The organism is Algibacter sp. L1A34 (assembly GCF_009796805.1).
Classification (GTDB): Bacteria; Bacteroidota; Bacteroidia; order Flavobacteriales; family Flavobacteriaceae; genus Algibacter.
Genome location: NZ_CP047029.1, coordinates 4,331,156 through 4,357,395, shown reverse-complemented (window position 1 = coordinate 4,357,395; position 26,240 = coordinate 4,331,156). Strand labels below are relative to the sequence as shown.

Genomic DNA, 26,240 nt, shown 5'->3' with positions numbered 1-26,240 from the left:
GTAAAACATGATAATAGTTAGATTTTGGGTTATAAAAATTAGTTATTTTTAACACTTAAAATCTCATAATATTGAAACTTCCAAATACAACAATTGTTATTTTATTTATGGTGTTTGCTCTTTTTTCTTGCAAAGAAGAATCTAAGTATGTGCCTACTTCTAACAAAACTGATAATGTTTTTGCTTCCACAGAACAAATTCCAGATAATCATTTTTTAGGAGATCAAACCTGCAAGGAATGTCATGCAGATCAATTTAAATTATGGCAAGGGTCCGATCATGATAAAGCCATGCAAGAGGTTTCAGATTCTAGTATTTTGGCCGATTTTAATAATGTGAAATTTACAAGTCAAGGGATAACTTCTCACTTTTATAAAAAAGGAGACGATTTTTATGTGAATACCGAAGGGCCAGAGGGCACTTATGAAGATTACAAAATTGTGTACACCTTCGGAATAAAACCTTTACAGCAATATATTGTGCAATTTCCAAACGGACATTATCAATGTTTAAGAACGGCTTGGGATACTGAAAAAGGTAAATGGTTTGATTTATATCCCGATTTTAAAGTGGTACATTCAGAATGGTTGCATTGGTCTAGAGGTGGTTTAAATTGGAATACTATGTGTTCAGACTGTCATTCCACAAATGTTAGAAAAAATTATGATTTTGAATCTGATAGTTATGATACCAAATATGCCATTATTAATGTAAGTTGTGAAGCTTGTCATGGGCCAGGTAAAACGCATGTAGAGCAAGCTAATTTAAAAGGAAAAGACTATAAGTTTTCGGGAGATTTAAAAATGGCTGTTGGAACAGATTCACAAGATTTGGTAGATCAATGTGCGAGGTGCCACATGAGACGAGAACAAATTTCTGATTATTTTAATTTTGAAGGTACTATGTTGGATCATTATTTTCCTGAGTTGATTAATTTAAATACCTATCATCCCGACGGACAAATTTTAGATGAGGATTATGTGTATGGCTCTTTTGTGCAAAGTAAAATGTATCATAATGGGGTTACTTGTATTAATTGTCACGATTCACATTCATACAAGCTTAAGTTTGAAGGTAACTTATTATGTGCGCAATGTCACGTTCCTGATACATATGATACGCCTGAACATCATTTTCACGATAAAAATACAGAAGGCGCTCAGTGTATTAATTGCCACATGACGGGTAAATATTATATGGGAAATGATTTTAGAAGAGATCATAGTTTTAGAATTCCAAGACCAGATTTAAGTATAAAATATGGAACACCAAATGCTTGTATCCAATGTCACCAGGATAAAGATAATGAGTGGGCGTGGGAAAATTTTAAAAAACAGTATGGTGAGCCAGATTATAAACATTTCTCCGAGCTTCTAGCGCCTGGCTTATTGGGCGATGAAAATGGGTTAAATAACCTGTTGGAATTAGCTAAAGATTCTGTATATCCAGATATGGCGAGAGCTTCTGCTGTTAGCGGACTTAGAAATTATTATGATGCCGATGCGGTTAATGATCTTATTAGTTTTTTAGATGATGATTCACCATTAGTAAGAGCAGCTACTTTAGATGTTATTAGTAATATGAACTCTAATGATTACGTAAGTTACTTGCTTCCTATGCTAAAGGATGAAAAACGATCTGTAAGAGTTAAAGCTTTTTTTGCGTTGGGTTATTTGGATGAAATTCAAATACCTGAAGATTATAAAGCGGTTTTTAAGAAAGTGAAAAAAGAATTTGAAACGCAATTAAATATGACTTTAGATTTTGTGGGAGGACGAATAAAAAAAGGTGATTATTATTTAAAGAAAGGCGATTTAAAAGCAGGAATTAAATGTTATGAAAGTGCTTTAGAAATTGATTATATTAATAATATTATAAGAACAAATCTTGCTAATTTATACTATAGAGATGGTGACTTTATAAAAACGGAAGCGGCTTATAAAAAAGTTATTGAATTAGAACCAGAATATGCCCAAACCTATTATTCATATTCACTTTTATTAGCTGAATTAAATAGAATAGATGAAGCAATAAAACAAATGCACCTTGCTATTAAATTTGGACCAGAAAATATTAGGTTTTACTATAATTTAAGTCTGCTTTATGATAAAATAAATAATTTAAAACAGGCAGAAATAATAGCTGCTAAAGGTTTAAAGCTTGATTCTAATAATGAGAGCTTATTGTATGTGTTAGCTTATATATATAATAAAGGACATCAAAAAGATAAAGCTAAAAATATAGCTTCTAAGTTAGTGCAACTATATCCTAATAATAATCAATATACAAGCTTTTTTAATCAGCTAAATAATTCTAACTAAAATATAGAAGTTGTTTTTTACCTCTTCTAAAAGATAGGTTCTGTCTCTGTTTTTTGAAACGGATAATGATGTGTATTTAAAGGTTTTGTGAGCTTTTAATAATAAAGTATAAAAGGTTTTAAGTTTTTATAATTTAAATTATTTGTTAACTTTTTAGTGTTTATAACTTTTTAAATGCTTTAAAATGAATTTATTATGTTTTTTTACTGAAAACTTCATGATATTTATCATCTTTTAAGTTGTTGTTTTTGAAGATATTTATTTTTTCAAAAATCAATTTAAATCTTCTTCAATATAATGAAATCCAAAACTGTACTCACTCCTCAAAAAACATATTCCAGAGATGAGGCTTTAAAAGCTGCTCTTAACTATTTTAAAGGCGATGAATTAGCTGCTAGTGTATGGCTAAATAAATATGCATTAAAAGATTCCGCCGATAATATTTATGAAAGTACTCCTAATGAAATGCATAAACGAATTGCTTCGGAAATTGCAAGAGTAGAGCAGAAATATGAAAACCCATTAACCGAATCAGAAATATTTGAAGTCATTAAGAATTTCAAATATATAGTACCACAAGGAAGCCCAATGGCAGGAATTGGAAATCCTTTTCAAATTGCATCTTTGTCTAATTGTTTTGTAATAGGTAACAATGGTGAGTCGGATTCTTATGGAGGAATCATGAAAATAGACCAAGAGCAAGTCCAGTTAATGAAACGGAGAGGTGGTGTTGGTCACGATTTATCTCATATTCGCCCGAAGGGTTCTCCTGTAAAAAATTCAGCATTAACATCAACAGGAATTGTTCCTTTTATGGAACGGTATTCAAATTCTACAAGAGAAGTTGCGCAAGATGGAAGAAGAGGAGCCTTGATGTTGTCGGTTTCTATAAATCACCCAGATGCAGAAGATTTTATTAATGCAAAACTAGAACAAGGAAAGGTTACAGGTGCAAATGTTTCTGTTAGAATTGATGATGCGTTTATGAAAGCTGTAAAAGCCAATGAAAGCTACATACAAAAATATCCAACATTTAGTGAAAACCCTATTTATACAAAAGAAATTGAGGCCACAAAAATATGGAAGAAGATTGTGCATAATGCATGGAAATCTGCCGAACCAGGGATTTTATTTTGGGATACTATTATCAACGAATCTGTGCCAGATTGTTATGCCGATTTAGGGTATAAAACAGTTTCTACAAATCCTTGTGGCGAGATTCCTTTATGTCCATATGATTCTTGTAGATTATTGGCTATAAATTTGTTTTCTTATGTTGAAAACCCATTTACTAAAAAAGCGGTTTTTAACTTTAAATTATTCAAAAAACATATTGTTATTGCTCAAAGAATGATGGACGATATCATTGATTTAGAGTTAGAGAAAATTGATGGAATTTTAGCTAAAATTAATGCCGATCCTGAACAGGATGATGTAAAATTAACCGAGAAAAATTTATGGTTAAATATTAGAAAAAAAGCTTACGAAGGTAGAAGAACTGGAATAGGCATCACTGCAGAAGGAGATATGTTAGCAGCTTTAGGAATTCGATATGGAAGTGAAGAAGGAAATAGTTTTTCTACGGAAGTACATAAAGTATTAGGAGTGGAAACCTATAGAGCATCTGTAAACTTAGCTAAAGAAAGAGGCGCGTTTTCTATTTTTGATGCAGACAGAGAAAAGGATAATCCATTTATTTTAAGAATAAAAGAAGCGGATAGTAAATTGTACTATGATATGTTAGAGCATGGACGTAGAAATATTGCTTTGCTAACCATTGCACCTACAGGTACCACTAGTTTAATGACGCAAACTTCATCTGGAATAGAGCCTGTATTCATGCCTGTTTATAAGCGTAGAAAAAAGGTGAATCCAAGCGATAAAAATGCGCATATTGATTTTGTAGATGAGGTAGGCGATTCTTGGGAAGAATATATTGTTTTTCATCATCGTTTTAAACAATGGATGGAAGTCAATAATATAGATTCTTCACAGAATTTCACACAAGAGGAGTTAAATGAATTGGTAAAACAATCTCCATATTATAAAGCAACCTCTAATGATATTGATTGGGATAGTAAAGTAAGAATGCAAGGCGCTATCCAGAAATGGGTAGATCATTCTATTAGTGTTACCGTTAATTTACCCAATGATGTTACAGAAGAATTAGTTGGAGAATTATATTTAAAAGCGTGGGAAGTTGGTTGTAAGGGAGTTACTGTTTATAGAGATGGTTCGCGTTCTGGAGTATTAATTTCTGCGGAAGAGAATAAGGATGGTAAAACAAAAGAAAATAATTTTTCGAAAAAGCGCCCGCAAACTTTAGAAGCAGATGTGGTTCGTTTTCAAAATCAAAAAGAAAAATGGATTGCTTTTGTTGGTTTGGTTGATAATAGACCTTACGAGATTTTTACGGGTTTAACAGATGATGACGATGGAATTTTAATTCCGCGTTGGGTAGATAAAGGACTTATTATTAAAAATAGAAACGAAAATGGATCCTCTCGTTACGATTTTCAATATGAGAATAAAAGAGGTTATAAAACAACTATAGAAGGCCTATCTCATAAGTTTAATCCGGAATTTTGGAATTATGCTAAGCTAATTTCGGGAACTTTACGACATGGTATGCCAATTGATAAAATTGTAGAACTTATCCAAAGTTTACAATTAGATTCGGAATCTATTAATACATGGAAAAACGGAGTGCAACGTGCATTAAAACGTTATGTTGAAGATGGTACAAAAGCCAAAGGACAAACTTGCGAAAACTGTAATTCCACCGATTTAATTTACCAAGAAGGATGTTTAACATGTCAGGAATGTGGATCTTCTAAATGTGGATAAACTTAAAAAAGGCCAACAATATTTCGTACTGAAATATATTGGCTTTTTTAATGTAATATTATGATTAAATTGTTTTATAATGAACGTAGGTTCATTATCTTTGTGTAAAATTGATTAGATGCCACGTCCTAAAAAAAAGAGAAAAATTAATGGTCCGCCCAAAATGCTTGGGTTTAAGCCATTCGGAATTCGATTTTGTGAAACAGATCATGTTATCATGCAATATGAAGAATATGAGGCACTTAAATTAGTAATTTATGATGATCTCTCACAGGATGCTGCAGCTGAAAAAATTGAGGTTTCAAGACCTACATTGACTAGAATTTATAATAGTGCCTTAAAAAAAATAGGACAAGCCTTTGTGGAAGGCAAATCTATTATAATTAAAGGCGGAGATTTTGAATTTGACAAAGATTGGTACAAATGCAGAACATGTTTCAAATTAATTGATAGTGTTGAGAATTCCAAAAAATGTGATGATTGCTCTACCAATGAAGAAGAGGAATTAGTAAAATTAAATGAATAAATTATGCCAAATTTTGATTGCAAAGGGCCTGAAAATTTAGGACCAAAAACAGGAATGAAGTTAGGGAAATGTAGGAAGACAAAATTGGATGATTTTGAATATCCCGAAAACAGACCTTTTGGAAAAGGAAGACGAAAAAAATCTAGCAATAATAGAATAGTAACATTTAATTTGGAAAAATGAAAAGGATAGCAATACCGATAACAAAAAATAATACGATAGAAAATCATTTTGGTCGTAGTAAGTTTTATGAAATTTACACTTTTTCTAGTACAAATGAAATTGTAGACATACAGTTAATAGAGTCAGAGCATGGAGGTGGATGTAAATCGAATATAATTAACGTGCTGGCAGATGAAGGCGTAGGATCTATAATATCTGGTAATATTGGAGATAAGGCCATGAGTAAATTAGCAGCAGCAGGTATTGGTGTAATTCGCGGATACTCTGGTAAATCTGCAGATGTTATTCTAGAGTTTGTCGAAAATAAAATTTCTGATAAAGGTGGTTCTTGTCAACATCATAGTAAAAAACATAAAAAAGGTTTGGGATGTAACCATGAGTCTTAAAAAAAGAGAAACATTATTTTTATAATATTTATAAGTTTTTTTGTTTGAATTTATAAAGTAAAAATTAAATCGATGTCTACTAGAGATACAAATATTATACAAGGAGAAAGGGTTAAACTACCAACTAAATACGGTCACTTTGAACTTATTCCATTTCAGGAAAAATTAAGCGGTCTTGAGCATATGGCATTAATAAAGGGTGATTTTTCTTCAAATGAAGCCGTTTTAACTCGAATTCATTCTGCGTGTGCTACTGGAGATTTATTTGGATCCTTAAGATGCGACTGCGGAGATCAATTAATTGAAGCAATGAAACTAATCGAGAATAACGGAAGTGGAGTAATTGTGTATTTGCAACAAGAAGGAAGAGGTATTGGCCTTATGAATAAGATGAAGGCTTATAAGTTACAAGAACTTGGTATGGATACTATAGAAGCAAACTTACATTTGGGGTTTGCTCCAGATGAAAGGGATTATCAAATAGGAGTGGAAATTCTTAGGATTCTTGGTGTAAAAAAGGTAAACTTGTTAACCAATAATCCAGACAAAATTATAGGATTGGAAAAAAGCGGTATTCAAGTCGTTAAACGTGTTCCATTAATAATAAAATCAAACTCATTCAATAAGTACTATTTAGATACTAAAGAAGCACATATGGGGCATCAGCTTAGTGAAGAGAAATTAGAAAATCAATGTTATGATAACTGATGTATTTGAATTAAGACCTCGTTATGGAGAAGTGGACCAAATGGGATATGTTTACCATGCCAATTACGTTACATATTGCCACCAAGCTCGAAATGAGTTATTACGAAAATTGGGCTTGGACGAGATTATACTCGAAAATAACAATATAATACTACCTGTAATTTCTTTTGAAATTAATTATAAGAAACCTGCCCACTATGATGAGCTTATTACGATAAAAACAATAATTAAAGAAATGCCAAAGGTTCGTTTTTGTTTAGAATTCGAAATAAAGAATGAAGAAAACATACTTTTGAGTAAAGCTAAAACAGCTGTTGTTTTTGTAGATAGTGAGTCGCGTTTACCAAAAAGTATACCTAGTTTTATTGAAAGTATTCTTGAAGCTAAGTTTGAATGTGGCGTTAAATAAAAATAAATGTTTTACTAACGAAATTGATTCAGAATTTAATTTATTTCTAGTAGTATAGAGAACTCAAACGCTTTATGATTTAACAAACTTTCTACTTCTCATAATTATTGTATTTTTATGCCATAATGAAAAGAATAATGACTGATTAATGATATTTCAAACATCTCTCCTTAAAGCTATATTCTCAAAAATAGTTTCATATAAATTTCAATTTTTTTATTTAATCGCTTTTATACTAGTTGTTGGTTGCAAGCAAAAATCATTTGACGAGCCAAAAATACCATTGGCTTCATATCAAATTGAAGATGGTTTTGAATTGCAAGTAGCCGTTTCCGAGCCTCTTATAGAAGCTCCTGTAGCAATGGATTTTGATAATGAAGGTAGAATGTGGGTTGTAGAGATGAAAGGCTATATGCGTAACCTACAAGGTATCGGAGATGAAATGCCAAATGGAGTGATTTCTATTATGGAAGATCTAGATCATGATGGAGTAGCAGATCATTCAAAAATATTTTTAGATAGTCTTATTCTTCCACGAGCAATTGCGCATGTTTATGGCGGTTTATTGTATGCTGAGCCACCTATGCTTTGGTTTGTAGATATTAAGGATGATAAACCTGAAAATAAAATTTTGGTAGATTCTTCTTATGCAGATGGAGGTAATGTAGAACATCAACCAAACGGGTTAATGATGCATTTAGACAATTGGATATATAATGCAAAATCTAAATTTAGGTATCAAAGGAAAAAAGGGGAGTGGTTAAAAGAGAAAACTGCTTTTAGAGGGCAATGGGGAATTACAAAAGATAATTTTGGGCGTTTATATTATAATACTAATTCTGTGCAATTAATAGGAGATTATGTGTTACCCAATACAACAAATAAAAACCTAAATTATAAAGGAAGCGCCTTGCAAAATAAAAGGTTAACTCCAAATCAACGTGTATTTCCATTACATGCTACTTCTGTAAATCGTGGTTATGTTAAAGGTGTTTTAGATAAAGACAGTGTGTTAGTAAATGTTACTTCGGCTTGTGGACCTTTGATTTATACAGGTGATAATTTTGGCTCGGAATTTATAGAAAATGCTTTTATATGTGCGCCAGAAGCCAATGCAGTAAAACGTAATATATTAACTTTTGAATCATTCATAGTAAAAGCTAGACAAGCTATACCTAAAAAGGAATTTATTGTATCTACAGATGAAGGTTTTAGACCTGTAAATCTTAATAATGGACCCGACGGTAATATGTATGTTGTAGATATGCACCGTGGAATTTTACAAGATAAAGTGTTTTTGACTTCTTATTTGAAAAATCAATATGCTGAAAAAAAATTGGATACCATTATTGGAATGGGTAGAATATTAAGAGTTATAAATAAACAGAGTGTCCCGAAAGAGATTATTAATATTGAAGAATTATCTGTTTCAGAATTGGTTGATTTATTGAGCCATAAAAATGGATGGTTGCGTGATAGAGCTCAACAATTATTAGTATTTAAAAATGATCCCGCCGCTATTTCCCTTTTAGAAAATGTTATTTTCGATTCTCGTAATAAAATCGCTAAAGTGCATGCATTGCATACTTTAAATGGCATGCAAGCCCTTAGTTTTAACACATTAGAAAGAGTTTTAAAACTAGAGAATGAAAGTAATGTTATTTGTCACGCTCTAGTATTAGTAGAAAGCCATGCAACACGTAGTCGTTTACCGCTAATGTTGGAGATTATAGAAGAGCTAACGGGAAAAGATAATCCAGAAGTAGATTTATATATATTAAATACTTTAAACGGATGGGGTCAAATTTTATCAGAAAAAGTGTTTCCAATACTGTCTAAACTTTCAGAGAAATATACTGATAACTTAGCTTATCAAGAAAGTGCAATAAATAGTTTAAGAGGCATAGAAGATGGTTATAAATTATATTTAGATGAAGAAAATATTGATATTTCAGAAAATAAATTAGATGTTATTTTAGGTGAAACCTTGATAAACAAGCAAGATAAAAAGAAGAAAAGAAATGTTACTAAAGCCTCTAATACTTCTGGTTATAAAATATTCAGAAATTTTTGTGCAACATGTCATGGTTTTAATGGAGAAGGTATTGAGCAGCTAGCACCTCCGTTAGAAAATTCGGAATACGTAACAGGTTCAACTAAAAGATTAACTTTAGTGTTATTACATGGTTTAGCGGGGCCAGTACATGTAAATGGAAAATTATACGAGCTAAATGGTACTATGCCTGGTTTGGCTAATAACCCCGCATTTACAGATTTGGATATTTTAAATATTATAAGCTATTTGCAAAGCACGTTTTCTAAAGATTCAGAAAGCATAAACTTGGATCAAATAAAAGCTTTGAGAAATGTAAAGCCAAAAGGAGGAGGTGTTTACAGTGAAAAGGAATTGTTAAATTAGATTTATATAATATGGTTTGGCTAAAGGCTTAGGTTAGATTTTAGAATCTAACCTATTAATAACCTATAAAAAAAGAGCATTAGAGTGAAAGTGTTGAGTATCAAAATAAACTTTCTGGTTATTTACTTCTTTCAAGTATTTTTTTCCACACTATTAAAGCCAAGCTTTCTGGTATATCTATATCCTCAAATCTAACTTTTTCACCTTCTTTTACTTCTTTTTTTATAGTTGCATTTGCAAGCAGACCTATAGGGACATGATTTAGGTTATTAGCAATTTCAACGGCTGTACCTCTTACATCAAAACTTCCTATACCTTTTTTGATTTTCTCACCAACTTTCAAATCACGTTTTGCAACAGCGGCTACACTAAGTTTAGGTTTTTTACTATTATTTAATAATACACCACCGCCATTTAATACGCGTTTTATTGTTTTAATAATTTCAAAATGACAAAGATGATACGTGCGTTCCAATACATAGTATGGACCTCCACCAAGTTTGTAATATTTTAAAGAATCTTTTTGATCTTCGTCGTGTTCTACCATAAGAAAAACACCTGCTGGTAATTTTGCCGAAAGTAAATAATCACTAACAGGGTAGCCTAATTCTTTTGCCTTATCTGCAAGCACAGAACCACCTTCAAGCATATTATCACTAGAAAGCTTTACTAATCCTTCTTGAATTATTCCTGCACCTAAACCATTGGCTACTAAAACTTGCTCTATTTCAACTTTTGTACCATCGGTGAATGAAGTAACCATTGGAAGGCTAAGGTTGGATTTATTACCCCAATAGGTCATGTCTTCTAGTGTAGGCTTTTCGTTTAAAAAACCTTTAATATTAGCATAGACTAATGGCTTGAAACCCATTTGAAGCGCCTCTTCGTGTAAAATAGCTTGAACACCCGGCTGATCACCTTCAGCTTCAGTTACTAATCCTTTATCAACAAAGTATGAACCTGTTGTTACATGAAATTCCGAGTTCATTGTAACTACAGGTATAGAAGCTTTTAAAATATAGTCGATAGTCTCGGTAGCATAAATAGCATCTCCGCTACATTCTACAATCAAGTCTGAAGTTTCTGTTAAATCTTCCAACGAATTTGTAAGCACAGCATGTTGTGCAAATTCACTACGGTTATGGATATTTGAACGTGTTAAAATACCAGAAATTTCATAGTCTTTATGTTCTGCTAATAACTTAGCTAAACCACTTGCAATAAAGCCAGAGCCGATAATACCTATTTTATATGTTTTCGGGATATTGGCATTTATAATTTCGAGACAATCTTTTAGAGATTCTCTCCAATAAGGTATTTTAAGATTGAAATCTTTTTTAATTTTCTCTTTACTTAATACGCTGTAATTTGGACGTTTTGCAGGAGTTGGATATTCTTCTGTACTAATAGGATTAACTTTGCATTTAATATTTCCTATTTCAAATATAGCTTGAGCAAAATCATATATGGAACAACAGCCTTCATTACCATAATTATATACTGTTACTGACTTTGATGGTTCTATATCTTGATCAAGTATAGTTAAAATAACTTTTGCTAAATCTTTTGCATAAGTAGGTGTTATAAGTTGATCACATACAACATTCAACTCTTTTTTACTTTTCCCAAGCTTTAAAATAGTTTTTACAAAGTTATGTCCCAAATGGCTGTATAATCGGGATGTACGTATAATTACTGAATTTGCAGGATTAATACGTTTGATTTCATCTTCTGCAGCAAGTTTTGATTTACCATATACACTTTGAGGCGCAGTTGTATCTTCTTCGTTAATAGGTGAATGTTTATTATCTTCATAAACATAATCAGTAGAAATATGAATAAGCCTAATGCCTTTTTGTGATGACAATTCAGCCATGTTTTTCACTGCTTCAGTGTTGATACGATATACAAGATCATGATGTTTTTCTGCATCATCAACTTTAGTATATGCTGCGCAATTGATAATAGAGTCTATGTTTTTAGATTCTATATATTCTTTCAGTTTTTTTGCGTCAGTAATATCTAATGAATCTCTATTTGTAAAGTGAAAAGTTACATCAGAAAAACAGTCTTCCTGTATTCTTACAAGTTCTTTAAGTTCTCTTCCTAACTGCCCATTACCACCTGTAATAAGAATGTTTTTATTCATATTTCCCTATTGTTTTCTCTATTTTAAATTAATGTTATTTTTCCATTACATTAAGGCATAAAAAAAGTTGCTTAATCATTGAGAGAATGATTAGAAAAGTATTTATCATTTAAATGAAGTGTTTCATGCAAACTTTAAAACTCCCCAAAATTTCCACATTTCACCTTGGTAATTTCAATAGAAAAACATTCCAAATATAGTAAAAGATGATTAGAAACCTAACATTTTTGAAATAGACACATTATTAAATAGTTCTAATAGAAAAGAGGAAACATATTCTAAATAATTATTTAATGCGACAAGATGTAGTAAATACACTTTGTATTGCTTTAGGAAATGTGAAAATGATTTTTTATCTCGGTATAGCTAATGTTAGTCGGTGTTTTTAATTGTAAATAAAGGAAGAAGAGGAGGCTCTGATTTTTCAGAATTTAAGTTCAATAGATCATTGATGTTTTTTTTAAAGATATGGGCATGACAGAAAAATAAGACGAAGCAAGGTTTTTTTTTAAGTCTAAAACTTCATTTTTTATGTGTGTTACATGCTTTTATCCCATTCTTCTTTAAGAATACTGTACACATAAGTTCCTTTGCTTTCTCCATAAGATTGAATATTGTAATTTCTTAAAAGTCCCTCTTTTATAGCTCCAATGTTTTCTATTGCCTTTTGGGATTTTATATTATTTATGTCTATTTTAAATTCAACTCTTCTTAGTTTTAAATTGTTAAAACAATAATCTAAAAGTAGTCCTTTGCAAATTGCATTAATGCCAGTTCCTTGAAATTTTGCACCAATCCATGTCCATCCTATTTCTAATCTTTTATTTTGAAAACTAATATTTCCAAACATGGTTAACCCAATGGCATTATTGTTTTCCTTGTTTATAATTATTAGAGGGTATAGTTCTTTTTCCTCTTTTGCTTTTAGGCAGAATTCAAAATAATGGGTTAAATCATTATTATTTTTTACCCTAGCTCCATATTCGCCTAATTCTTTATTGTAACTTATAAGAGCTATGGCATCCATATCATTAATGGATAACGGACGTAATAAAATTGAATTATTTTCAAGAATCAATTCAGATGAGAAAAATTTTTCTAAGTTCATTTATTTCATTGTCTATAGCGCTTAGTCCAACTGTTTTATTTTATATTTCAGATACACTTAAATAACATATGTTATTAATGAAGTTGACTTATTTTAACAATAACAATAACAACAACAATAAGTTGTTAAGTCAGCTTTTTTAGGGCCTCAATAATCTCCTCAGGTTCAGAACGTGTTCTATAATCAACATTAACATAGTTCCATTTAACTATCCCGTCACTTCCCAATATAAACGTAGCAGGAATTGGTAATATATTACTATTTCCATTATTGATTTTTTCTAAGTCAAGATTGCGATCTACTCGCATGTGATCCAGCAAAAACTCCGGTACTTCCCAGGCAACACCATATTGTGATGCAATTTTTGCATCTTGATCAGACAATACAATAAATTCCATTTCACTAATTTCATTTTTTGTCATAGACCCATCGGGTACTTGTGGACTTATGGCAACTAATGTTGCACCTAGTTCATGAATATCGCTTAATCTGGCTTGTAAGGCTCTAAGTTGTAAGTTACAGTAAGGACACCAATCACCACGATAAAATGTAATAACGAGAGGGCCTTTATTTAATAATGTATCTAATGATATAGATTCTCCGTTAGGGTTGGGTAGCTCGAAACCTGGAGCTTTTTTTCCAATTTTAATAGCATTCTCTCCCTGTTGGAAAGCTTTTGCTTTAATAATAACATCATCAACGCCTTTCATGAAGTCTGGATTAGCTTGTCGTCCGGCTGCAATTTTAGCATCAGTTTGTTCTTTTAAATTTTTCATTATTTTAATTTAATGATATAAGTCGTTAAACGAAGTTAGTGGTTTTTCACAAAACCAAGTGGTAGTTTTAATCAAAATTAACCATTCTATTTTTGATTAATAAATAGACTTTTAAAAGTTATACGTGTTTTTAGGAGTAAATAAAAAAACAAAAGGCAAAGTTGTAGAACTTTAATTCTCGGTTTTTAATTACTCTCGTGTTTTTATCATTTTCTGAATTATATTGTACGTTTTACGTAAATCTTCTTCACTCATTTCTTGCATTTCTTCATCGTTTGCAATGGCATGTTGTTTCCAATCCTCGAAAGACATTTTTTTAACTCTATTCATGTCGTCTTTAATGCCTTCATAATCTACGTCAAAATCTTCGGAGTTGAATTCTATTTCGCCAAGCATGTTTTCCTGCTCTGCAATAGGATAATTTGGTAAATTAAATTTGCTGTCTGGAATAGATATGTCAAATTTTACCGTTATAGCCTCTGTGGTGGTTGTAATTCCCATTAAGGCAGCAACAGTTTTTAAAGTAACTCCTTTATATATCCATTGTTTAATTCCCATGGTTTCCCAAATTTCACAATCGTATCCTTTATAAGTTTCTGTGCCTGTTTGCTTTCCTCCAATAGTTTTAAATATATTTTTTCCTGCTTCTCCGGCATCTTTGTTGGGTTGAAATTGCTTGGTTAATTCCATAGCCATATTCTTTTGTTTGTAGATTTTTTTCTGTTTAAAATTTACATTATAGCTAACACTATTATCTAGTTTATTGATGGTGTGCGAATTAGTTGTGTTGGTGGATTTGTTTCCAAGTATATTAGCAACCGTAGTTTGAGAAGTTTCTTCTTCTACCAGTTCAATAGCACCATAGTTTTTAAAATATTTGCTTCCGGTACCGTTACCTGTAATTTTACTACCCATTACCGCTCCTGCAATTGTGGTTTTATATTTAATAATACCAGATTGCACTTTATAGCGCTTTAGTTGCGTGTCTTGTGTTTCTGTTTTTGTAGAAACATCTGTAAACGTATTGTTTTTGTTTTCTTTACAACTCACTAGGAGTAATGCAAAGATTATTATGGTAAGAGTTTTCATTTTATTAAGATTTATAAATTATAATGGGTTTGCTGTAACTTCTAATTCAGCAGTAACTTCAATGTTAAAGTCCATGGCTTCTTCAACGGCTAAACATTGTCCTATAATACCAACTGTAGTACTATTATTGTTTTTTAATAAATTAGCCATGGTATTCAGTTTACTTACATCTGTAACTTCAAAAATTGTAGTAGCATCAAAAGCTTCTTTTACAAAGAACTCTTCTGTGGTTAATGTAATAGTATCTGCATAAAAATCTACATCAATATAGCCTTCAACATCTCCAGAAAAACTGATGATTTTGTATGTTAATTTTTTAATTTTCACGTTTTTGATATTATCTAAATAATCATGTGTGTCATTGTTGTCTAAACTTAAAACAACACTTTCGTCAATAGTTTCTTGATCTTGGTCAACGTGTGCAACAATGGTTGCTGTTACTGTAGTGTTAAAATCTACATCTAAGATGTCATCATCGCAAGATGTGAATGTGAAACAAATAAGTAATACCGTTAAAATTTTTACAGTGTTTTTCATGATGTTATTTATTTTAGAGTTTAAAATTGAATTAATTATTATAAATTATTTCTTGTAATTCATAGCGGTCGTAATAACCAAAATGTTCATCAGGATTTTCTTCAATGATTTTAGCATAAACACCGAGTTTATCGTTAATCATCCATAGTTTTTGTCTTACATCATCTTTAATAGCTTCTACAACAGTGCAATTAAATGAACCAGCAGCAGTTGTTATGGTTTCCTCACCTTGTATTCTAAACGTGGCTTCTTCTAATGGGTATAATTTGTTGTAATCATCAAACGAATTGATAGGGAATTCGGTATCTTCAGGTACGTTATAGCTATCAAAACCTATAAATATATTATCAATATAATACGCTTCTTCGTCCATGTTTACCTCTACATTTGCGGTAAGGGTTTTATTTTCAAAAGAAGTTGTATCTGGGATTAAGCTTGAATGGGTATATACTAATTGTTTTACATTTAAGATGTCGGGTTTCATGGCACTCCAATCATTCCATGGTAGATTTTTTTCCTCCTCCTCATATTTAAAATCTTCATTCTCATTAAAAAAATCGTCTTGAGAAAATACCAAATGTTCTATTGTGTTGGCTTGATTTTCTTCTTTTGTAAAAGCATATGTGACACTCTTATTTTCTAATGAAATTCGATTTTCAGAAATATGAATTACTTTGTTTAAACCTTTGAAATGCTCCATGGAAAAACCAATTAAGATTACGGTTTTATCTTTTTTATTGAATATCCATGTGCCTTTTGATTTGGATTGCATTCCATAATCTTTAGTGATTAAAAGAAAATTATCTGGAGATGTGAATGTTAATAGATGAATGGTTTCTGGGTTTTCTTCATTATTTAGTCGCCAAGACCCTATTAAACCAGAGTTAGCATTTTCTTTAGACACTTGATTTAAATCGATCTTGTTATAATAAACTTTTGCGTCATCTTTTAAAACAATTAATGCGGTGTCAGACAGTTTTAGAATTTTATTTTCACCATTAAAATCTTTGTCAAATTCAGATTTGGTTACAATAGAATGGTTTTTCTTATGGTATTCCCATGCGCCAACTTCTATTCCCATGGTAATCATTTTTCCATCTTTGTTGTAATTCATAACTTGGTAAGGAGTAATAACTTTATTCTTAACTTCAACTTTAGTGATGAGCCAGTTCCCTGTTATTTTTTCTTTTTGGGCATGAGATTGACTAACACCTAGTATAAATACGGTAAAAAAAAGGACTATATTTTTCATGATTACAGACTAAATAAATTATTAATGTTGACTACTTAAAAGCAGTTTTTGTGTACTTAAAATAGCAGGAGTACAAGCTTATTATTGATTAATAGCATTATATGTTTTAAGTCTGCACTCCTGCATCCCCCTAAATTTGTGTTACTAGTTACTCTTATTAAAAGAATGAATTCTTTATTACTGAGCGATTAGTTTATAACTTTCCAGGCTTCAGATTCTATATATCCCGTTATGCTATAGGATTGTAAATTAGGCCAGTCTGTGCATGTTCCGTCAAATGATATTTTGCTAGCTGATGTGCGTGTCAAAGTTCCTGATCTTGTATCATATAGGTTTTGTTCTGTTAAAATATTTACTCCAGGGTCACCATCATAAACCATAGTTGATATCTCACCAATTGTTGTTGGAAAACCAGAAAGTACAATTACAACTTCAGTACCTGTACCTATAGTAACAGTATTTACATAGTTGCCTTGGTTGTCTTTAATTAGACCCACTTGCGCATTTGTCCCTTCTAAGAAAAGCGCACCATCTAAATAAATTTTATAGCTTCCTGTTTCTACTTCTGGGCTAGAGTTAGTGTTGTCGTCATCACTACTGCAAGAAGTTAACGTTAGACTAAAAATGCTAACTAATATTGCGATTAGTGTCATTGATTTTTTCATGATTTGTTTATTTTGTGATTATTTTTTATATTTTTTTAATGTTGATAAAGGATGTTTAGTTTACTCTTGTTAAAACGGAATGGATTTTAAAACCCAAACAGAACACCTACGCTTAGTTGTAGATATCCATCATTGTTTAAAGCATATTTAGCTTCACCTAAACCGTATAAATTTTCCGCCAATAGGTAGCGTGCACCAACACCTAAATTTATACCCGTATTTGTATCGCTTATAGAACTAGTTGATGTAGAAGGTTCTTCATCATAAGGGAAATCATAATCTGAATCGCCATAATAGATATCATAACTAGGAATACTAACACGCAAAATATTTATGCCCGCAATACCATAGATGTTGAGATCATCCGTTTTTGAAAATACATAATGTGCATCTAGATCAAATCCTAACCATTTTATTTCATATGGCCCTTCATCTTTTGGGAAGTAATAGTTAATACCTAGAGAAGCTTCCCATTCATCATTAATTTGGTAAACACCTTTAGCAAAGATGGCGGCTGAATTTATTTCTGTTGCATAAGCAATACCTCCTCCTGCTAAAATTTTAGAGTCTTGTGCTTCTAATTGATTTGTTGTTAATGCAATCATTGCTATAATTGCAGTTGCGAAAAATAATTTTGTTTTGTTCATGATTGGTTTTTATTTAATAATTAATTTAAAATTTTACAAATTCTACACGTCTGTTGTTGGCTTTGCCTTCTGGAGTACTGTTGTTGTCTATTGGTTTACTTTCTCCAAAGCCGTTAGATTTAAGTCGGCTTTCAGCAATTCCCATTGCTATTAATTTATCCATAACTGCTTTTCCTCTAGCTTTAGATAGGGTCATGTTTGTGTCATCTCCACCATCAGCATCTGTATGTCCTTCTACACTAAAGTTTAGCTCTGGTTGTTTTTGCATGAGTTGGAAAATTTTGTTAATAGGCCCCATACTTTCTGGTTTTAATGTTGCTTTGTTAACATCGAATTTGATGCCGTTTACAATAATTTTTCCTTCAGAAAGCACACGGTCGTAATATTTTACACCTCCTTTAGCAATACGTACATTTTTGATATACATATTGTCATTACCTGCTTCAATAGTAATTCCAGAAGGATTAATTTCTAAATGGGGAACATTTATTAAACGTGTATCGTTAAAATAGGCTTTGAATTTTCCTTTGGTATAAGCCATAGAAATGTGTTTCCATGATCCTTCAAGCTCTTTTGACCATCCTATCTTTTCAGTTCCTGGATAATCTTTGCTAGAAGACGCAAAACCTAAACTATGAGGCATTACAACTAATCTTTCTGTCTTTTGTTTATTGTTTTTTTTGTCACATAAATAAATCCATAATCTGTTTGATGTTGTGTATCCTTTTGTAAACCATACATCTAATTCTACAGTAAAAACATCGGGTAAATAATCTTCATTAGAATTTTTAAGGTATGGTATAATGTAAGATTGGTGACTAAGAAACATAATCACATTTTCGCCATCAACATTCCCAATTTCTACATTTCCACTATACAAATCCCACCTACTTGGAAACTCTCCATTTTCTTCGTCGGTACTTGGTCCGTCTTCAAAAATTACGGTATCGCCAGGTACAAAATCAAACTTATTCCAAACTACAGTTGGTTGTTGGTTTTTCTCTTTTGCGTTAGATTCAGTTTTATTTTCGATAGTATTTTTATCAGAGTTTTCTTTTTTTGAAATGCTATCCGTTTTCGTTTTGTTCTCTGTGTCTTTGCCATCTATAGCATCTTCAACTTTGTCATATTCTTTATCAATTTTTTTGTTGATCCGTTTTTCGGCTCTTTTTTCAGCTTCACGTTCTATTTTATCTTCTGCTTTCTTTTTTAACCGTTTTAAGAGCTGTGCATTTGAATTTTGAGGAATTACTATTAATAGACTAAGTACTATTAGTATCTTAAATAGAAATTTAGACGATGTTTTTGATTCTAAAGTTTTCATAATATGTGTTGTTGGTACTATAAATTTACAACGCATACGAAGTTGTTTTTGTGCTCAATTTGATTGTGCTACACCATAATTTGAATTCGTTGGTTTTTCGATGGAATTTGCAAATTATTGTTTTGCTTTCTAGTGGAAAGTATTAATATGTTCTTGATAAACAGATAGAAGGGGGTTGTTACAGAAAAGTAACTATTTTAACTTGAACATTGAATTGTATCCTTAGTGTTTAAGTTAATATGTCGCAAGGGCATTATCATTGTATTAAAGATAGCTGTATGTGTTCAGTATAGTATTACGTAATTTGAATTCGCAAGAAAAGCGTTTGAATCTGACTTAAGAAACGACCTAAAACGTAAAGCGAACTTTTATAAGCTATCTAATAAATTAATAAGGTTTTTCATTTGACGCGTAGAAATTGGAATTTCCTTTTTATTTTTCATAATAATAAAACCATGATCTGTTTTGTCTACTTTTTTTATGTGATTAAGGTTTACTAAATAAGATTGGTGTGGTCTGAAAAAGCCATATTCTTTCAGTAGACTTTCGTAATCTTTTAGGCTTTTAGAGACGAGTATTTTTTCATCGTCTTCAAAATAAAATGTAGTATAACTGTTATCGCTCTTGCAAAAATGAATATCGCTAATATCTACGATATGTATAGAGTGTGAGGTGCGCAATACAAGTTTTTTACTTTGGATTTCTTTTTTTAACGAATCCATTAAAACATTTACTTGTGATGCTGTGTGATCTTTACTTTTTATTAAATCTACCGCACGTTGAATAGCTTGTTGAAATTCTATTTCGTTTACGGGTTTTAAAATATAATCTATGGCACTAAATTTTATCGCTTTTATAGCAAACGAATCGAAAGCCGTAATGAAAACCACTTTAAAATCATAAGAAGGTAATTTTTGTAACAACTGAAAACCAGAACCATCTGTTAATTGAATATCTAGTAAAACCAAATCTGGATTTTCTTTTTGGATTAAGGCAATACCAGAGGTAATACTATTGGCTGTTCCAACTTGTTCAATATTTGGAAAATACTCAGCTAACAATTGGCTATTTACCTCTTGCATTGCAGATTCGTCGTCTATAATAATGGCTCTAATCATTGTTTAAAATTGGAATATCTATAATTACTCGTACCCCTGTTTGGTTTGGATATTTGTCTTTTAAATTTACTATTTCAAACTTAAAATCCTTTTTGTACTTCTGTTTAATTAATTTTCTTCTGCTTTCAAAAATAGTCATGGCCATCGATTTATAGCCTTTTTCTTTTGTACCATCATGAAATCCTTCTCCGTTATCTTCAATTATAAATTCAATCCAATCTATTTTATCTTTAATTGTAATATTTAACAAGCCTCCTTTATCAATATTTTTAAAGCCGTGTTTAATGGCGTTTTCAATAAAAGGTTGATTTAGCATTGGTGGAATTCTTATAAAATCTAAATCTAAATTTTCGTCATAATTTATAGTGTAATCAAACTTGTTTTGCTTGCGCATTTTTTCTAATTCAATGTAGTTTTCTATCATACTAATTTCATCTGCCAAGGTGATGCTTTCCGCGGTAGAATTATTTAGTGTTGCTCGCGTTAAGGAAGCAAACTGCGATAGATAACGTGATGCTTTACGTGCATCGTTTTTCATCATAAAATTTTGAATTGAACCTAAAGCGTTAAAGATAAAATGCGGATTCATTTGAGTTCTAAGCACCTGTAAACGTAAATTATTCTGTTTTAATTCTGCTTGCTTGTTTCTAATATTTAGAATGTAAAGTATAAGAAGTATTAGAATTATTAAAAAGGAAAGAATTACGATACCTGCTTTAATTCTTTGATTTTTTAGTTCATTTTCCGTAGTTAGTAACTCTATTTGCTGTACTTTTTTTTTGGTTTCGTATTCTGTTTCTAATTCTTCAATACCTTTTTGTACATTATAATCGTGTAATTTGTTTTCTAGTATTCGTAACGAGTCATTCCAGCGTAATGCTTCTTTGTAATTTAATAAAACCGAATTTACCTCATATAAAAGGCGCAGGGTTTTCTCGTGTTCCATAGAGTAAAAAGGAAGATCCTTTAACGTTGTGTTTTTTAAGGATAATTTAAGTGCTTTTTTATTTTGGCCTAATAATCGGTATAGTTCTGCTTTACTGTTGTTGTTTGAAATAACTTCATAAGGATCACTAAAATATTGTTCTGCTTCTATAAGTAAGTTTAAGGCTTTTTGGCTTTGGTTGAGGTCTCTGTATATATCCGAACTATTTCCTAGAGCTGCACTTATGCCTTTGTTAAAACCAACCTCTTTACTTAAAACTAAAAGCGTATCAAAATAGGCGAGTGCTTTTTCATTCTCGCCTTTTCTTACCGAAATAGATCCTAAATTATTATATATTTTAGCAATATCTCCAAGTGAGGCACAATTGTCAACATCCTTTAATTTGTAGGCTTTTTGAATGTAGTATTCCCATTTTTCAGTATTATCGGTTTCTTTAAAAATGGTAGCCATCGCAACATGGTGGTAACAAATACGCTCCATGTCTTTTGCTGTTTCCTTAATTTTTAAGGCATTAAGAGCATATTTTATAGCTTGGTTAAAATCCCCTAAATAATTATAATTGGATGCTAAATTCATGCTTATTTTAGCCATTTGGCTGCTGTCTTTTGTTTTTATAGCACTATTGTAGGCTAAGAGGTAGGTGTTGGTAGATGGTTTATAGATTCCTACTTGCCAATATAGGTTTGCTAGATAGTTACCAAATTCTGCAATTTGTTTATCATTATTGATTTTTTTTGCAATATCTAAAGCCGTTTTTAAGTGATCTATTGCTGTTTCTTTTTGGTCGTTATTATTAAGGTTTTTACCATATTCAAAATAGGCAGATGCAATTTTCAGGCTGTCGTTGTACGCTTTATCTATTTTGTGATTAAAATCTATTTTGATAGAATCTTGGATTTTGTTTGTATCGTTAAAAGTTGTAATCGTTGCGCATTGAGCAAGAAATGGAAGGAAATATAAGAAACAATTAATGAAGAGATGTTTAAAGCTGTAAGATGATGGTTTTTTTGAAAATTGAAAATTAGAAACATCAGTTAATTGAATATTAAGCAACATTAAATTAGGGTTTTGAGTTATAATTAATTCATGTTTGTATTCATTTTGCTTACGTTCTCTATTATTAGGGAAGTATTAAGATCGCATATAGACTGTTAATTCAGTGATTGTTAGATTCGTTATCTATAATAATTGCTTACGATTGACTATCTTACATAAATGTCTTGACCTGAAATATGACTACAAGTCAAAATTGATTATACCTTGATTATAGATATACCATAATTTGGTGATTTATAGTATAAAGATAAATGTAATTTTATTTATTTGTACGATTTAATTGCCTTTTTTGCTACTCTTTTGGCTTGATCGGGATAGAGGTTATATATTAAGATACAGTTACAACTATAAATTGTATAAGTCGTGGCAAATTACGCAGTATTACCCCGTTAAACCTACTTGGTGTAAGTAGGTATAAACCTTATTGTTTGCCATACTGCCTACCATTACTTATAAAAAATATTGTGGTAGTATTTACTTCCTTTTATAGTTGGAATAACATAAATAAAATTAGTTTTTTTAATCAAATAATTTTATTTTTCAAATTTAAACCAGTCTAATTGCATGTTACTCTCTTTAGACCCATTAAATATTAGAAAAAGATCCCTCTTACCAATAAATCCTTCAATATCACAAGATACGTCTTGCAAAGAATTATCATTTGATAAGGGTAATTTAATTTTTCCTATTAGATTACCAGATGTACTATCTGTACGAATTTCTAAATACCCCACGCCACCTTCAATTGATGCTTTAGCAATAAATTTATTATATACTTGATTAGAAGTTATATTTGCATACCTAATCCAATCTCCATCTTTTATATTAGATAAAACAAAACCTTTGTCTTGATTTCCTCGTTTTTGTATTTCTCCAGAAATTTCATAATACCATTCAGACTCAATTTTACTCCAAGATGCATTGTATTGCCCAACACCATTTTTGAAATGCTCGTCTAAAAATTTTGTATCTGTTACAATTTTTCCTTGATCGTCAAAATGGCAATAGGTAATTATTGTTTCTCTATACTTGTATCCTGGCTTTTGGTAATAACACCAGATATGGTAAAATTGACCTTTCCACCAAAAAAAGCTTCCATGTGCAAATTCTCCTAAATTATATCCATTTCCAACAGATCCAGTATAGTTGTATGGTCCATAAACGTTGTTAGAAGTAGCATAATTTTTACCCCAGCTTAAGTAATATGTGTTTTTATAATTGAAAATATAATTTTTGTCCATCCAAGCGGGGGCATTTACCCATTCTTCCCCCTTAATTATTATGGGTTTGGGGAATTCAGCTAAAGAAATCATATCATTATTCAATTTTGCAATTTGATAGCCGCCACCTTCTTTATCACCATAGATGATATATGGTGTTTTTTCTTTATCATGATCAATTAAAATTGTTGGATCGTGCATTGGAGAAACAAGTGGTTTCCCAAGAGGATCTTTATATAATCCAGAAGGAGAATCGGAGACCATAACACCAATCCCTCTCTTTTGGTCCGAAAAATAGAAATAGTATTTACCATTCCTACTTTCAGCATCGCCTGCCCAGCAATCGCCGCTATTATCATCCATGTAATTGTCTTTTGGACTAATCGTTTCCCTTAAAGACCAATTTATTAAATCGGTTGTTGAAAAGATTCTCCAATCTTTCATAATCCATGTTTTGTCGTGCGGATCTGAATCATGACCACTAAATAAAAAAATAGTATCATTGAACACCCTTATATGAGGATCGGAAATTCCAATATTTCCGATGATAGGGTTTTGTGCAAAACTTATTTGGAAACAGATAATGCATAGTAATAGAGTTATGAATTTTATTCTTTTCACCATGTAGATATTATTTGTCTTTAAAAGCTTTTATTATTTCTAAGGTAGATTTATGAGGTCTTCCTGAGGCTTTTTCAAAATCAGAAGGAACATCATTTACACCAATTTTAATTCCATTGTAAATACCGGCAATAACGGTTCCCATGAAATCGCCTAATGCGGCCTTTCTTTCCCTCTCGTAAGCTTCTACCGATACTGAGTTATACGTTAGTTTTGTATTAAATACTTGATTGATAAATTCTGTTAATTCGGTCTGCGTAATTGGAGCGCCTACTAAATTATATGTCTGCCCGTTGTGTGTGTCGTTCAATAACATTTTTGTATAAGCAAGACCTAATTCTTCTCTGCTGGTATAACCACATTTTCCATCGCCTGCACAGTTTCTAATCTCACCTTCTTTCACGTAAATATCTATATACTCAAGGTCGGGTTCAATGTAAATTCCATTTCTTCCAATTACCCAATTTAACCCCGATTCTCGCACATCTTTTTCAGTCTGACGATTGCTTTTTACGATTGGGCTAAAAGCCGTTTTTTCTTCGTGGCCAATAATGCTTGTGTAAACTATTTTCTTTACACCATTTTGCTTGGCAGCTTCAATTACATTTCTATGTTGCTGGATTCTATTTTCGGGATTGTCCATTCCTGAAATCAACAGAACTGAATCTATTCCATTTAAAGCTTTATTAAAATCCTCTCGGCTATTATAATCTCCTTTTCTAACTTCAATTCCCAAATGAGAAGCTTTTTCAGGTGTTCTTACAACCCCAATTAAGTTCTCTTTACCAATGGTGCTTTTTAGTTTATTTACAATGGAAGTACCCAACTGTCCACTTGCTGCTGTAACTGCAATTTTCATATACTGGTTTTAATTTTGTTTAACATTAAATATATGGAAATTAGGGCAGAAAATAAGTGGTTTTTTTCGATTTAGCGACTTTGTAAATAGACAATAATTTTCTATTAAACACTAATTGCTCTATTTGTTAATATAATGTTGTAAGTAGTTTTTCCTTATTACTTACATCGTTTATTTGTAAGAATAGCTGAGTGTTTGTATTCGATGATTTTTCGCAGAAAAACTAGATGCCGCAAACATAAAGTCTCCTTTTGATTAAGCAATAAATCGTTTTTATTTTTCAGGTTTTAAGTTTGGAATAAAACTTCCATTTTTCCATTCTAATTCTCTACTTGTTTTTTTAATTTCTATCCAATTTGTTTCTTCATCTTCATAATTTCCTATTTCTTTTTGATAAACTACTTTCCCTTTTACTCCTTTTTTATCTGTTGGAAAAATTAAATTTTCTTCGAACCAATAAATTCCAGCATCGGATATTTGTGATATTTCAAAAACTTTTTTTAATTCTGTTTTAGTCTGAAAGAAGAAGATTCCGCCACCATCAATTCCGCAAGCCTCGCCTAAATAATTGATAAACAAAATATTTTCCAGGTTATCAATTCCTTTATTATCGTAAAGATCTATTGAAAACTGAGAAGTAATTAATTTAGAACTACTTTCGTTTACTTCAGTTTTTTCATTTAAACGGCGAATAATTATTAAGTAATTATCTTCTACTTTTTTATAAACAAAAAAATATGTTGAGTTTTTAAATTTCTTTTTTTCTAATGAAATTAATCCTCCAAGAATGTAACCAACCTTGTCTTTGTATCTAACTTTATAAAAAGAGGATTCAATACCGTTATAATTTAGTTTATAGTCAGTTTTTTCAAGTATTTGGATCTCTGTTCCAATTTTAAGTAAATCAATGACTTCAGAGGATGAGTCTGGAAGTTGTCTGAATTTAACATCATTTCCAAATAAATAATAGTTTTCTCCGTTTTTTAAATCAAGATTTGGGTCATGATATTTTGTTTCTTGACTAAAAGAAAATTTTGTAATTAAAAGGACTAATATTATTAATTTGTTCATTTT

Annotated in this window: 22 protein-coding genes; 8 read left to right on the top strand and 14 right to left on the bottom strand. The window is 31.1% G+C overall.

Going from position 1 to position 26,240, the window contains the following annotated elements; genetic code table 11:
* The first annotated feature begins 71 nt into the window (after positions 1 to 71).
* The 8 genes from GQR97_RS18385 to GQR97_RS18350 all read left to right on the top strand — a co-directional run bounded on the left by GQR97_RS18385 (position 72) and on the right by GQR97_RS18350 (position 9,799).
* The gene (locus GQR97_RS18385) at positions 72 to 2,321 is read left to right on the top strand and encodes a multiheme c-type cytochrome (RefSeq protein WP_233267569.1); all 2,250 of its coding nucleotides are present in this window, start codon (positions 72 to 74) and stop codon (positions 2,319 to 2,321) included.
* A gap of 297 nt (positions 2,322 to 2,618) precedes the next feature.
* Positions 2,619 to 5,168, top strand: coding sequence for an adenosylcobalamin-dependent ribonucleoside-diphosphate reductase (locus GQR97_RS18380; protein WP_158851062.1), 2,550 nt, complete (start codon positions 2,619 to 2,621; stop codon positions 5,166 to 5,168).
* Positions 5,169 to 5,286: 118 nt separating this feature from the next.
* The gene (locus tag GQR97_RS18375; protein WP_158851060.1) at positions 5,287 to 5,694 is read left to right on the top strand and encodes a DUF134 domain-containing protein; all 408 of its coding nucleotides are present in this window, start codon (positions 5,287 to 5,289) and stop codon (positions 5,692 to 5,694) included.
* Between the two features lie 3 nt (positions 5,695 to 5,697).
* Positions 5,698 to 5,877: a DUF5320 family protein gene (locus GQR97_RS18370; RefSeq protein WP_158851058.1), complete on the top strand. Its 180-nt coding sequence runs from the start codon at positions 5,698 to 5,700 to the stop codon at positions 5,875 to 5,877.
* Complete coding sequence (locus GQR97_RS18365) at positions 5,874 to 6,263, top strand: NifB/NifX family molybdenum-iron cluster-binding protein (RefSeq protein WP_158851056.1); 390 nt, start codon at positions 5,874 to 5,876, stop codon at positions 6,261 to 6,263. The genes GQR97_RS18370 and GQR97_RS18365 overlap by 4 nt, the downstream gene beginning before the upstream one ends.
* A gap of 72 nt (positions 6,264 to 6,335) precedes the next feature.
* Complete coding sequence (gene ribA / locus GQR97_RS18360) at positions 6,336 to 6,971, top strand: GTP cyclohydrolase II (RefSeq protein WP_158851054.1); 636 nt, start codon at positions 6,336 to 6,338, stop codon at positions 6,969 to 6,971.
* Positions 6,961 to 7,380 carry an acyl-CoA thioesterase gene (locus GQR97_RS18355; protein WP_158851052.1) on the top strand — a complete coding sequence of 140 codons (420 nt, stop codon included), beginning with the start codon at positions 6,961 to 6,963 and terminating at the stop codon, positions 7,378 to 7,380. The genes ribA and GQR97_RS18355 overlap by 11 nt, the downstream gene beginning before the upstream one ends.
* 148 nt (positions 7,381 to 7,528) lie before the next feature.
* Positions 7,529 to 9,799, top strand: coding sequence for a c-type cytochrome (locus tag GQR97_RS18350; RefSeq protein WP_158851050.1), 2,271 nt, complete (start codon positions 7,529 to 7,531; stop codon positions 9,797 to 9,799).
* A gap of 118 nt (positions 9,800 to 9,917) precedes the next feature.
* On the opposite strand, the gene rfbD is transcribed toward GQR97_RS18350, so the two are convergent.
* The 14 genes from rfbD to GQR97_RS18275 all read right to left on the bottom strand — a co-directional run bounded on the left by rfbD (position 9,918) and on the right by GQR97_RS18275 (position 26,237).
* Positions 9,918 to 11,948: a dTDP-4-dehydrorhamnose reductase gene (gene rfbD, locus GQR97_RS19725; protein ID WP_199269885.1), complete on the bottom strand. Its 2,031-nt coding sequence runs from the start codon at positions 11,946 to 11,948 to the stop codon at positions 9,918 to 9,920.
* A gap of 538 nt (positions 11,949 to 12,486) precedes the next feature.
* On the bottom strand, positions 12,487 to 13,056 hold the full coding sequence (locus tag GQR97_RS18335; protein ID WP_158851048.1) for a GNAT family N-acetyltransferase: 570 nt from the start codon (positions 13,054 to 13,056) through the stop codon (positions 12,487 to 12,489).
* 125 nt (positions 13,057 to 13,181) lie between these two features.
* On the bottom strand, positions 13,182 to 13,832 hold the full coding sequence (locus tag GQR97_RS18330) for a peroxiredoxin-like family protein (protein ID WP_158851046.1): 651 nt from the start codon (positions 13,830 to 13,832) through the stop codon (positions 13,182 to 13,184).
* Between the two features lie 189 nt (positions 13,833 to 14,021).
* Positions 14,022 to 14,921, bottom strand: a complete 900-nt coding sequence (locus GQR97_RS18325) for a hypothetical protein (RefSeq protein WP_158851044.1) — start codon at positions 14,919 to 14,921, stop codon at positions 14,022 to 14,024.
* 18 nt (positions 14,922 to 14,939) lie between these two features.
* Positions 14,940 to 15,458: a hypothetical protein gene (locus GQR97_RS18320; RefSeq protein WP_158851042.1), complete on the bottom strand. Its 519-nt coding sequence runs from the start codon at positions 15,456 to 15,458 to the stop codon at positions 14,940 to 14,942.
* 31 nt (positions 15,459 to 15,489) lie between these two features.
* Complete coding sequence (locus GQR97_RS18315) at positions 15,490 to 16,710, bottom strand: hypothetical protein (RefSeq protein WP_158851040.1); 1,221 nt, start codon at positions 16,708 to 16,710, stop codon at positions 15,490 to 15,492.
* A gap of 188 nt (positions 16,711 to 16,898) precedes the next feature.
* Positions 16,899 to 17,375 carry a hypothetical protein gene (locus tag GQR97_RS18310; protein ID WP_158851038.1) on the bottom strand — a complete coding sequence of 159 codons (477 nt, stop codon included), beginning with the start codon at positions 17,373 to 17,375 and terminating at the stop codon, positions 16,899 to 16,901.
* Between the two features lie 86 nt (positions 17,376 to 17,461).
* Positions 17,462 to 18,022 (bottom strand): outer membrane beta-barrel protein, encoded by a 561-nt coding sequence (locus tag GQR97_RS18305; protein ID WP_158851036.1) that lies wholly within the window; start codon positions 18,020 to 18,022, stop codon positions 17,462 to 17,464.
* Positions 18,023 to 18,047: 25 nt separating this feature from the next.
* Positions 18,048 to 19,346 (bottom strand): OmpA family protein, encoded by a 1,299-nt coding sequence (locus GQR97_RS18300; RefSeq protein ID WP_158851035.1) that lies wholly within the window; start codon positions 19,344 to 19,346, stop codon positions 18,048 to 18,050.
* A gap of 368 nt (positions 19,347 to 19,714) precedes the next feature.
* Positions 19,715 to 20,464 carry a LytR/AlgR family response regulator transcription factor gene (locus GQR97_RS18295; RefSeq protein ID WP_158851034.1) on the bottom strand — a complete coding sequence of 250 codons (750 nt, stop codon included), beginning with the start codon at positions 20,462 to 20,464 and terminating at the stop codon, positions 19,715 to 19,717.
* Positions 20,457 to 22,466 (bottom strand): histidine kinase, encoded by a 2,010-nt coding sequence (locus GQR97_RS18290; RefSeq protein WP_158851033.1) that lies wholly within the window; start codon positions 22,464 to 22,466, stop codon positions 20,457 to 20,459. The genes GQR97_RS18295 and GQR97_RS18290 overlap by 8 nt, the downstream gene beginning before the upstream one ends.
* 533 nt (positions 22,467 to 22,999) lie before the next feature.
* Complete coding sequence (locus GQR97_RS18285) at positions 23,000 to 24,310, bottom strand: family 43 glycosylhydrolase (protein ID WP_158851032.1); 1,311 nt, start codon at positions 24,308 to 24,310, stop codon at positions 23,000 to 23,002.
* A gap of 7 nt (positions 24,311 to 24,317) precedes the next feature.
* Positions 24,318 to 25,166: an SDR family oxidoreductase gene (locus tag GQR97_RS18280; protein ID WP_158851031.1), complete on the bottom strand. Its 849-nt coding sequence runs from the start codon at positions 25,164 to 25,166 to the stop codon at positions 24,318 to 24,320.
* Positions 25,167 to 25,439: 273 nt separating this feature from the next.
* Positions 25,440 to 26,237, bottom strand: a complete 798-nt coding sequence (locus GQR97_RS18275; protein WP_158851030.1) for an SH3 domain-containing protein — start codon at positions 26,235 to 26,237, stop codon at positions 25,440 to 25,442.
* Positions 26,238 to 26,240: the final 3 nt, after the last annotated feature.

Bases quoted from the DNA above. Each gene is read 5' to 3' on its own strand.
- GQR97_RS18335 (WP_158851048.1), bottom strand. From the start codon at position 13,056: ATGAACTTAGAAAAATTTTTCTCATCTGAATTGATTCTTGAAAATAAT.
- GQR97_RS18355 (WP_158851052.1), top strand. From the start codon at position 6,961: ATGATAACTGATGTATTTGAATTAAGACCTCGTTATGGAGAAGTGGAC.
- GQR97_RS18325 (WP_158851044.1), bottom strand. From the start codon at position 14,921: ATGAAAACTCTTACCATAATAATCTTTGCATTACTCCTAGTGAGTTGT.
- ribA (WP_158851054.1), top strand. From the start codon at position 6,336: ATGTCTACTAGAGATACAAATATTATACAAGGAGAAAGGGTTAAACTA.
- GQR97_RS18350 (WP_158851050.1), top strand. From the start codon at position 7,529: ATGATATTTCAAACATCTCTCCTTAAAGCTATATTCTCAAAAATAGTT.
- GQR97_RS18370 (WP_158851058.1), top strand. From the start codon at position 5,698: ATGCCAAATTTTGATTGCAAAGGGCCTGAAAATTTAGGACCAAAAACA.
- rfbD (WP_199269885.1), bottom strand. From the start codon at position 11,948: ATGAATAAAAACATTCTTATTACAGGTGGTAATGGGCAGTTAGGAAGA.
- GQR97_RS18290 (WP_158851033.1), bottom strand. From the start codon at position 22,466: ATGTTGCTTAATATTCAATTAACTGATGTTTCTAATTTTCAATTTTCA.
- GQR97_RS18380 (WP_158851062.1), top strand. From the start codon at position 2,619: ATGAAATCCAAAACTGTACTCACTCCTCAAAAAACATATTCCAGAGAT.
- GQR97_RS18330 (WP_158851046.1), bottom strand. From the start codon at position 13,832: ATGAAAAATTTAAAAGAACAAACTGATGCTAAAATTGCAGCCGGACGA.
- GQR97_RS18320 (WP_158851042.1), bottom strand. From the start codon at position 15,458: ATGAAAAACACTGTAAAAATTTTAACGGTATTACTTATTTGTTTCACA.
- GQR97_RS18300 (WP_158851035.1), bottom strand. From the start codon at position 19,346: ATGAAAACTTTAGAATCAAAAACATCGTCTAAATTTCTATTTAAGATA.
- GQR97_RS18275 (WP_158851030.1), bottom strand. From the start codon at position 26,237: ATGAACAAATTAATAATATTAGTCCTTTTAATTACAAAATTTTCTTTT.
- GQR97_RS18280 (WP_158851031.1), bottom strand. From the start codon at position 25,166: ATGAAAATTGCAGTTACAGCAGCAAGTGGACAGTTGGGTACTTCCATT.
- GQR97_RS18310 (WP_158851038.1), bottom strand. From the start codon at position 17,375: ATGAAAAAATCAATGACACTAATCGCAATATTAGTTAGCATTTTTAGT.
- GQR97_RS18375 (WP_158851060.1), top strand. From the start codon at position 5,287: ATGCCACGTCCTAAAAAAAAGAGAAAAATTAATGGTCCGCCCAAAATG.
- GQR97_RS18295 (WP_158851034.1), bottom strand. From the start codon at position 20,464: ATGATTAGAGCCATTATTATAGACGACGAATCTGCAATGCAAGAGGTA.
- GQR97_RS18305 (WP_158851036.1), bottom strand. From the start codon at position 18,022: ATGAACAAAACAAAATTATTTTTCGCAACTGCAATTATAGCAATGATT.
- GQR97_RS18365 (WP_158851056.1), top strand. From the start codon at position 5,874: ATGAAAAGGATAGCAATACCGATAACAAAAAATAATACGATAGAAAAT.
- GQR97_RS18315 (WP_158851040.1), bottom strand. From the start codon at position 16,710: ATGAAAAATATAGTCCTTTTTTTTACCGTATTTATACTAGGTGTTAGT.
- GQR97_RS18285 (WP_158851032.1), bottom strand. From the start codon at position 24,310: ATGGTGAAAAGAATAAAATTCATAACTCTATTACTATGCATTATCTGT.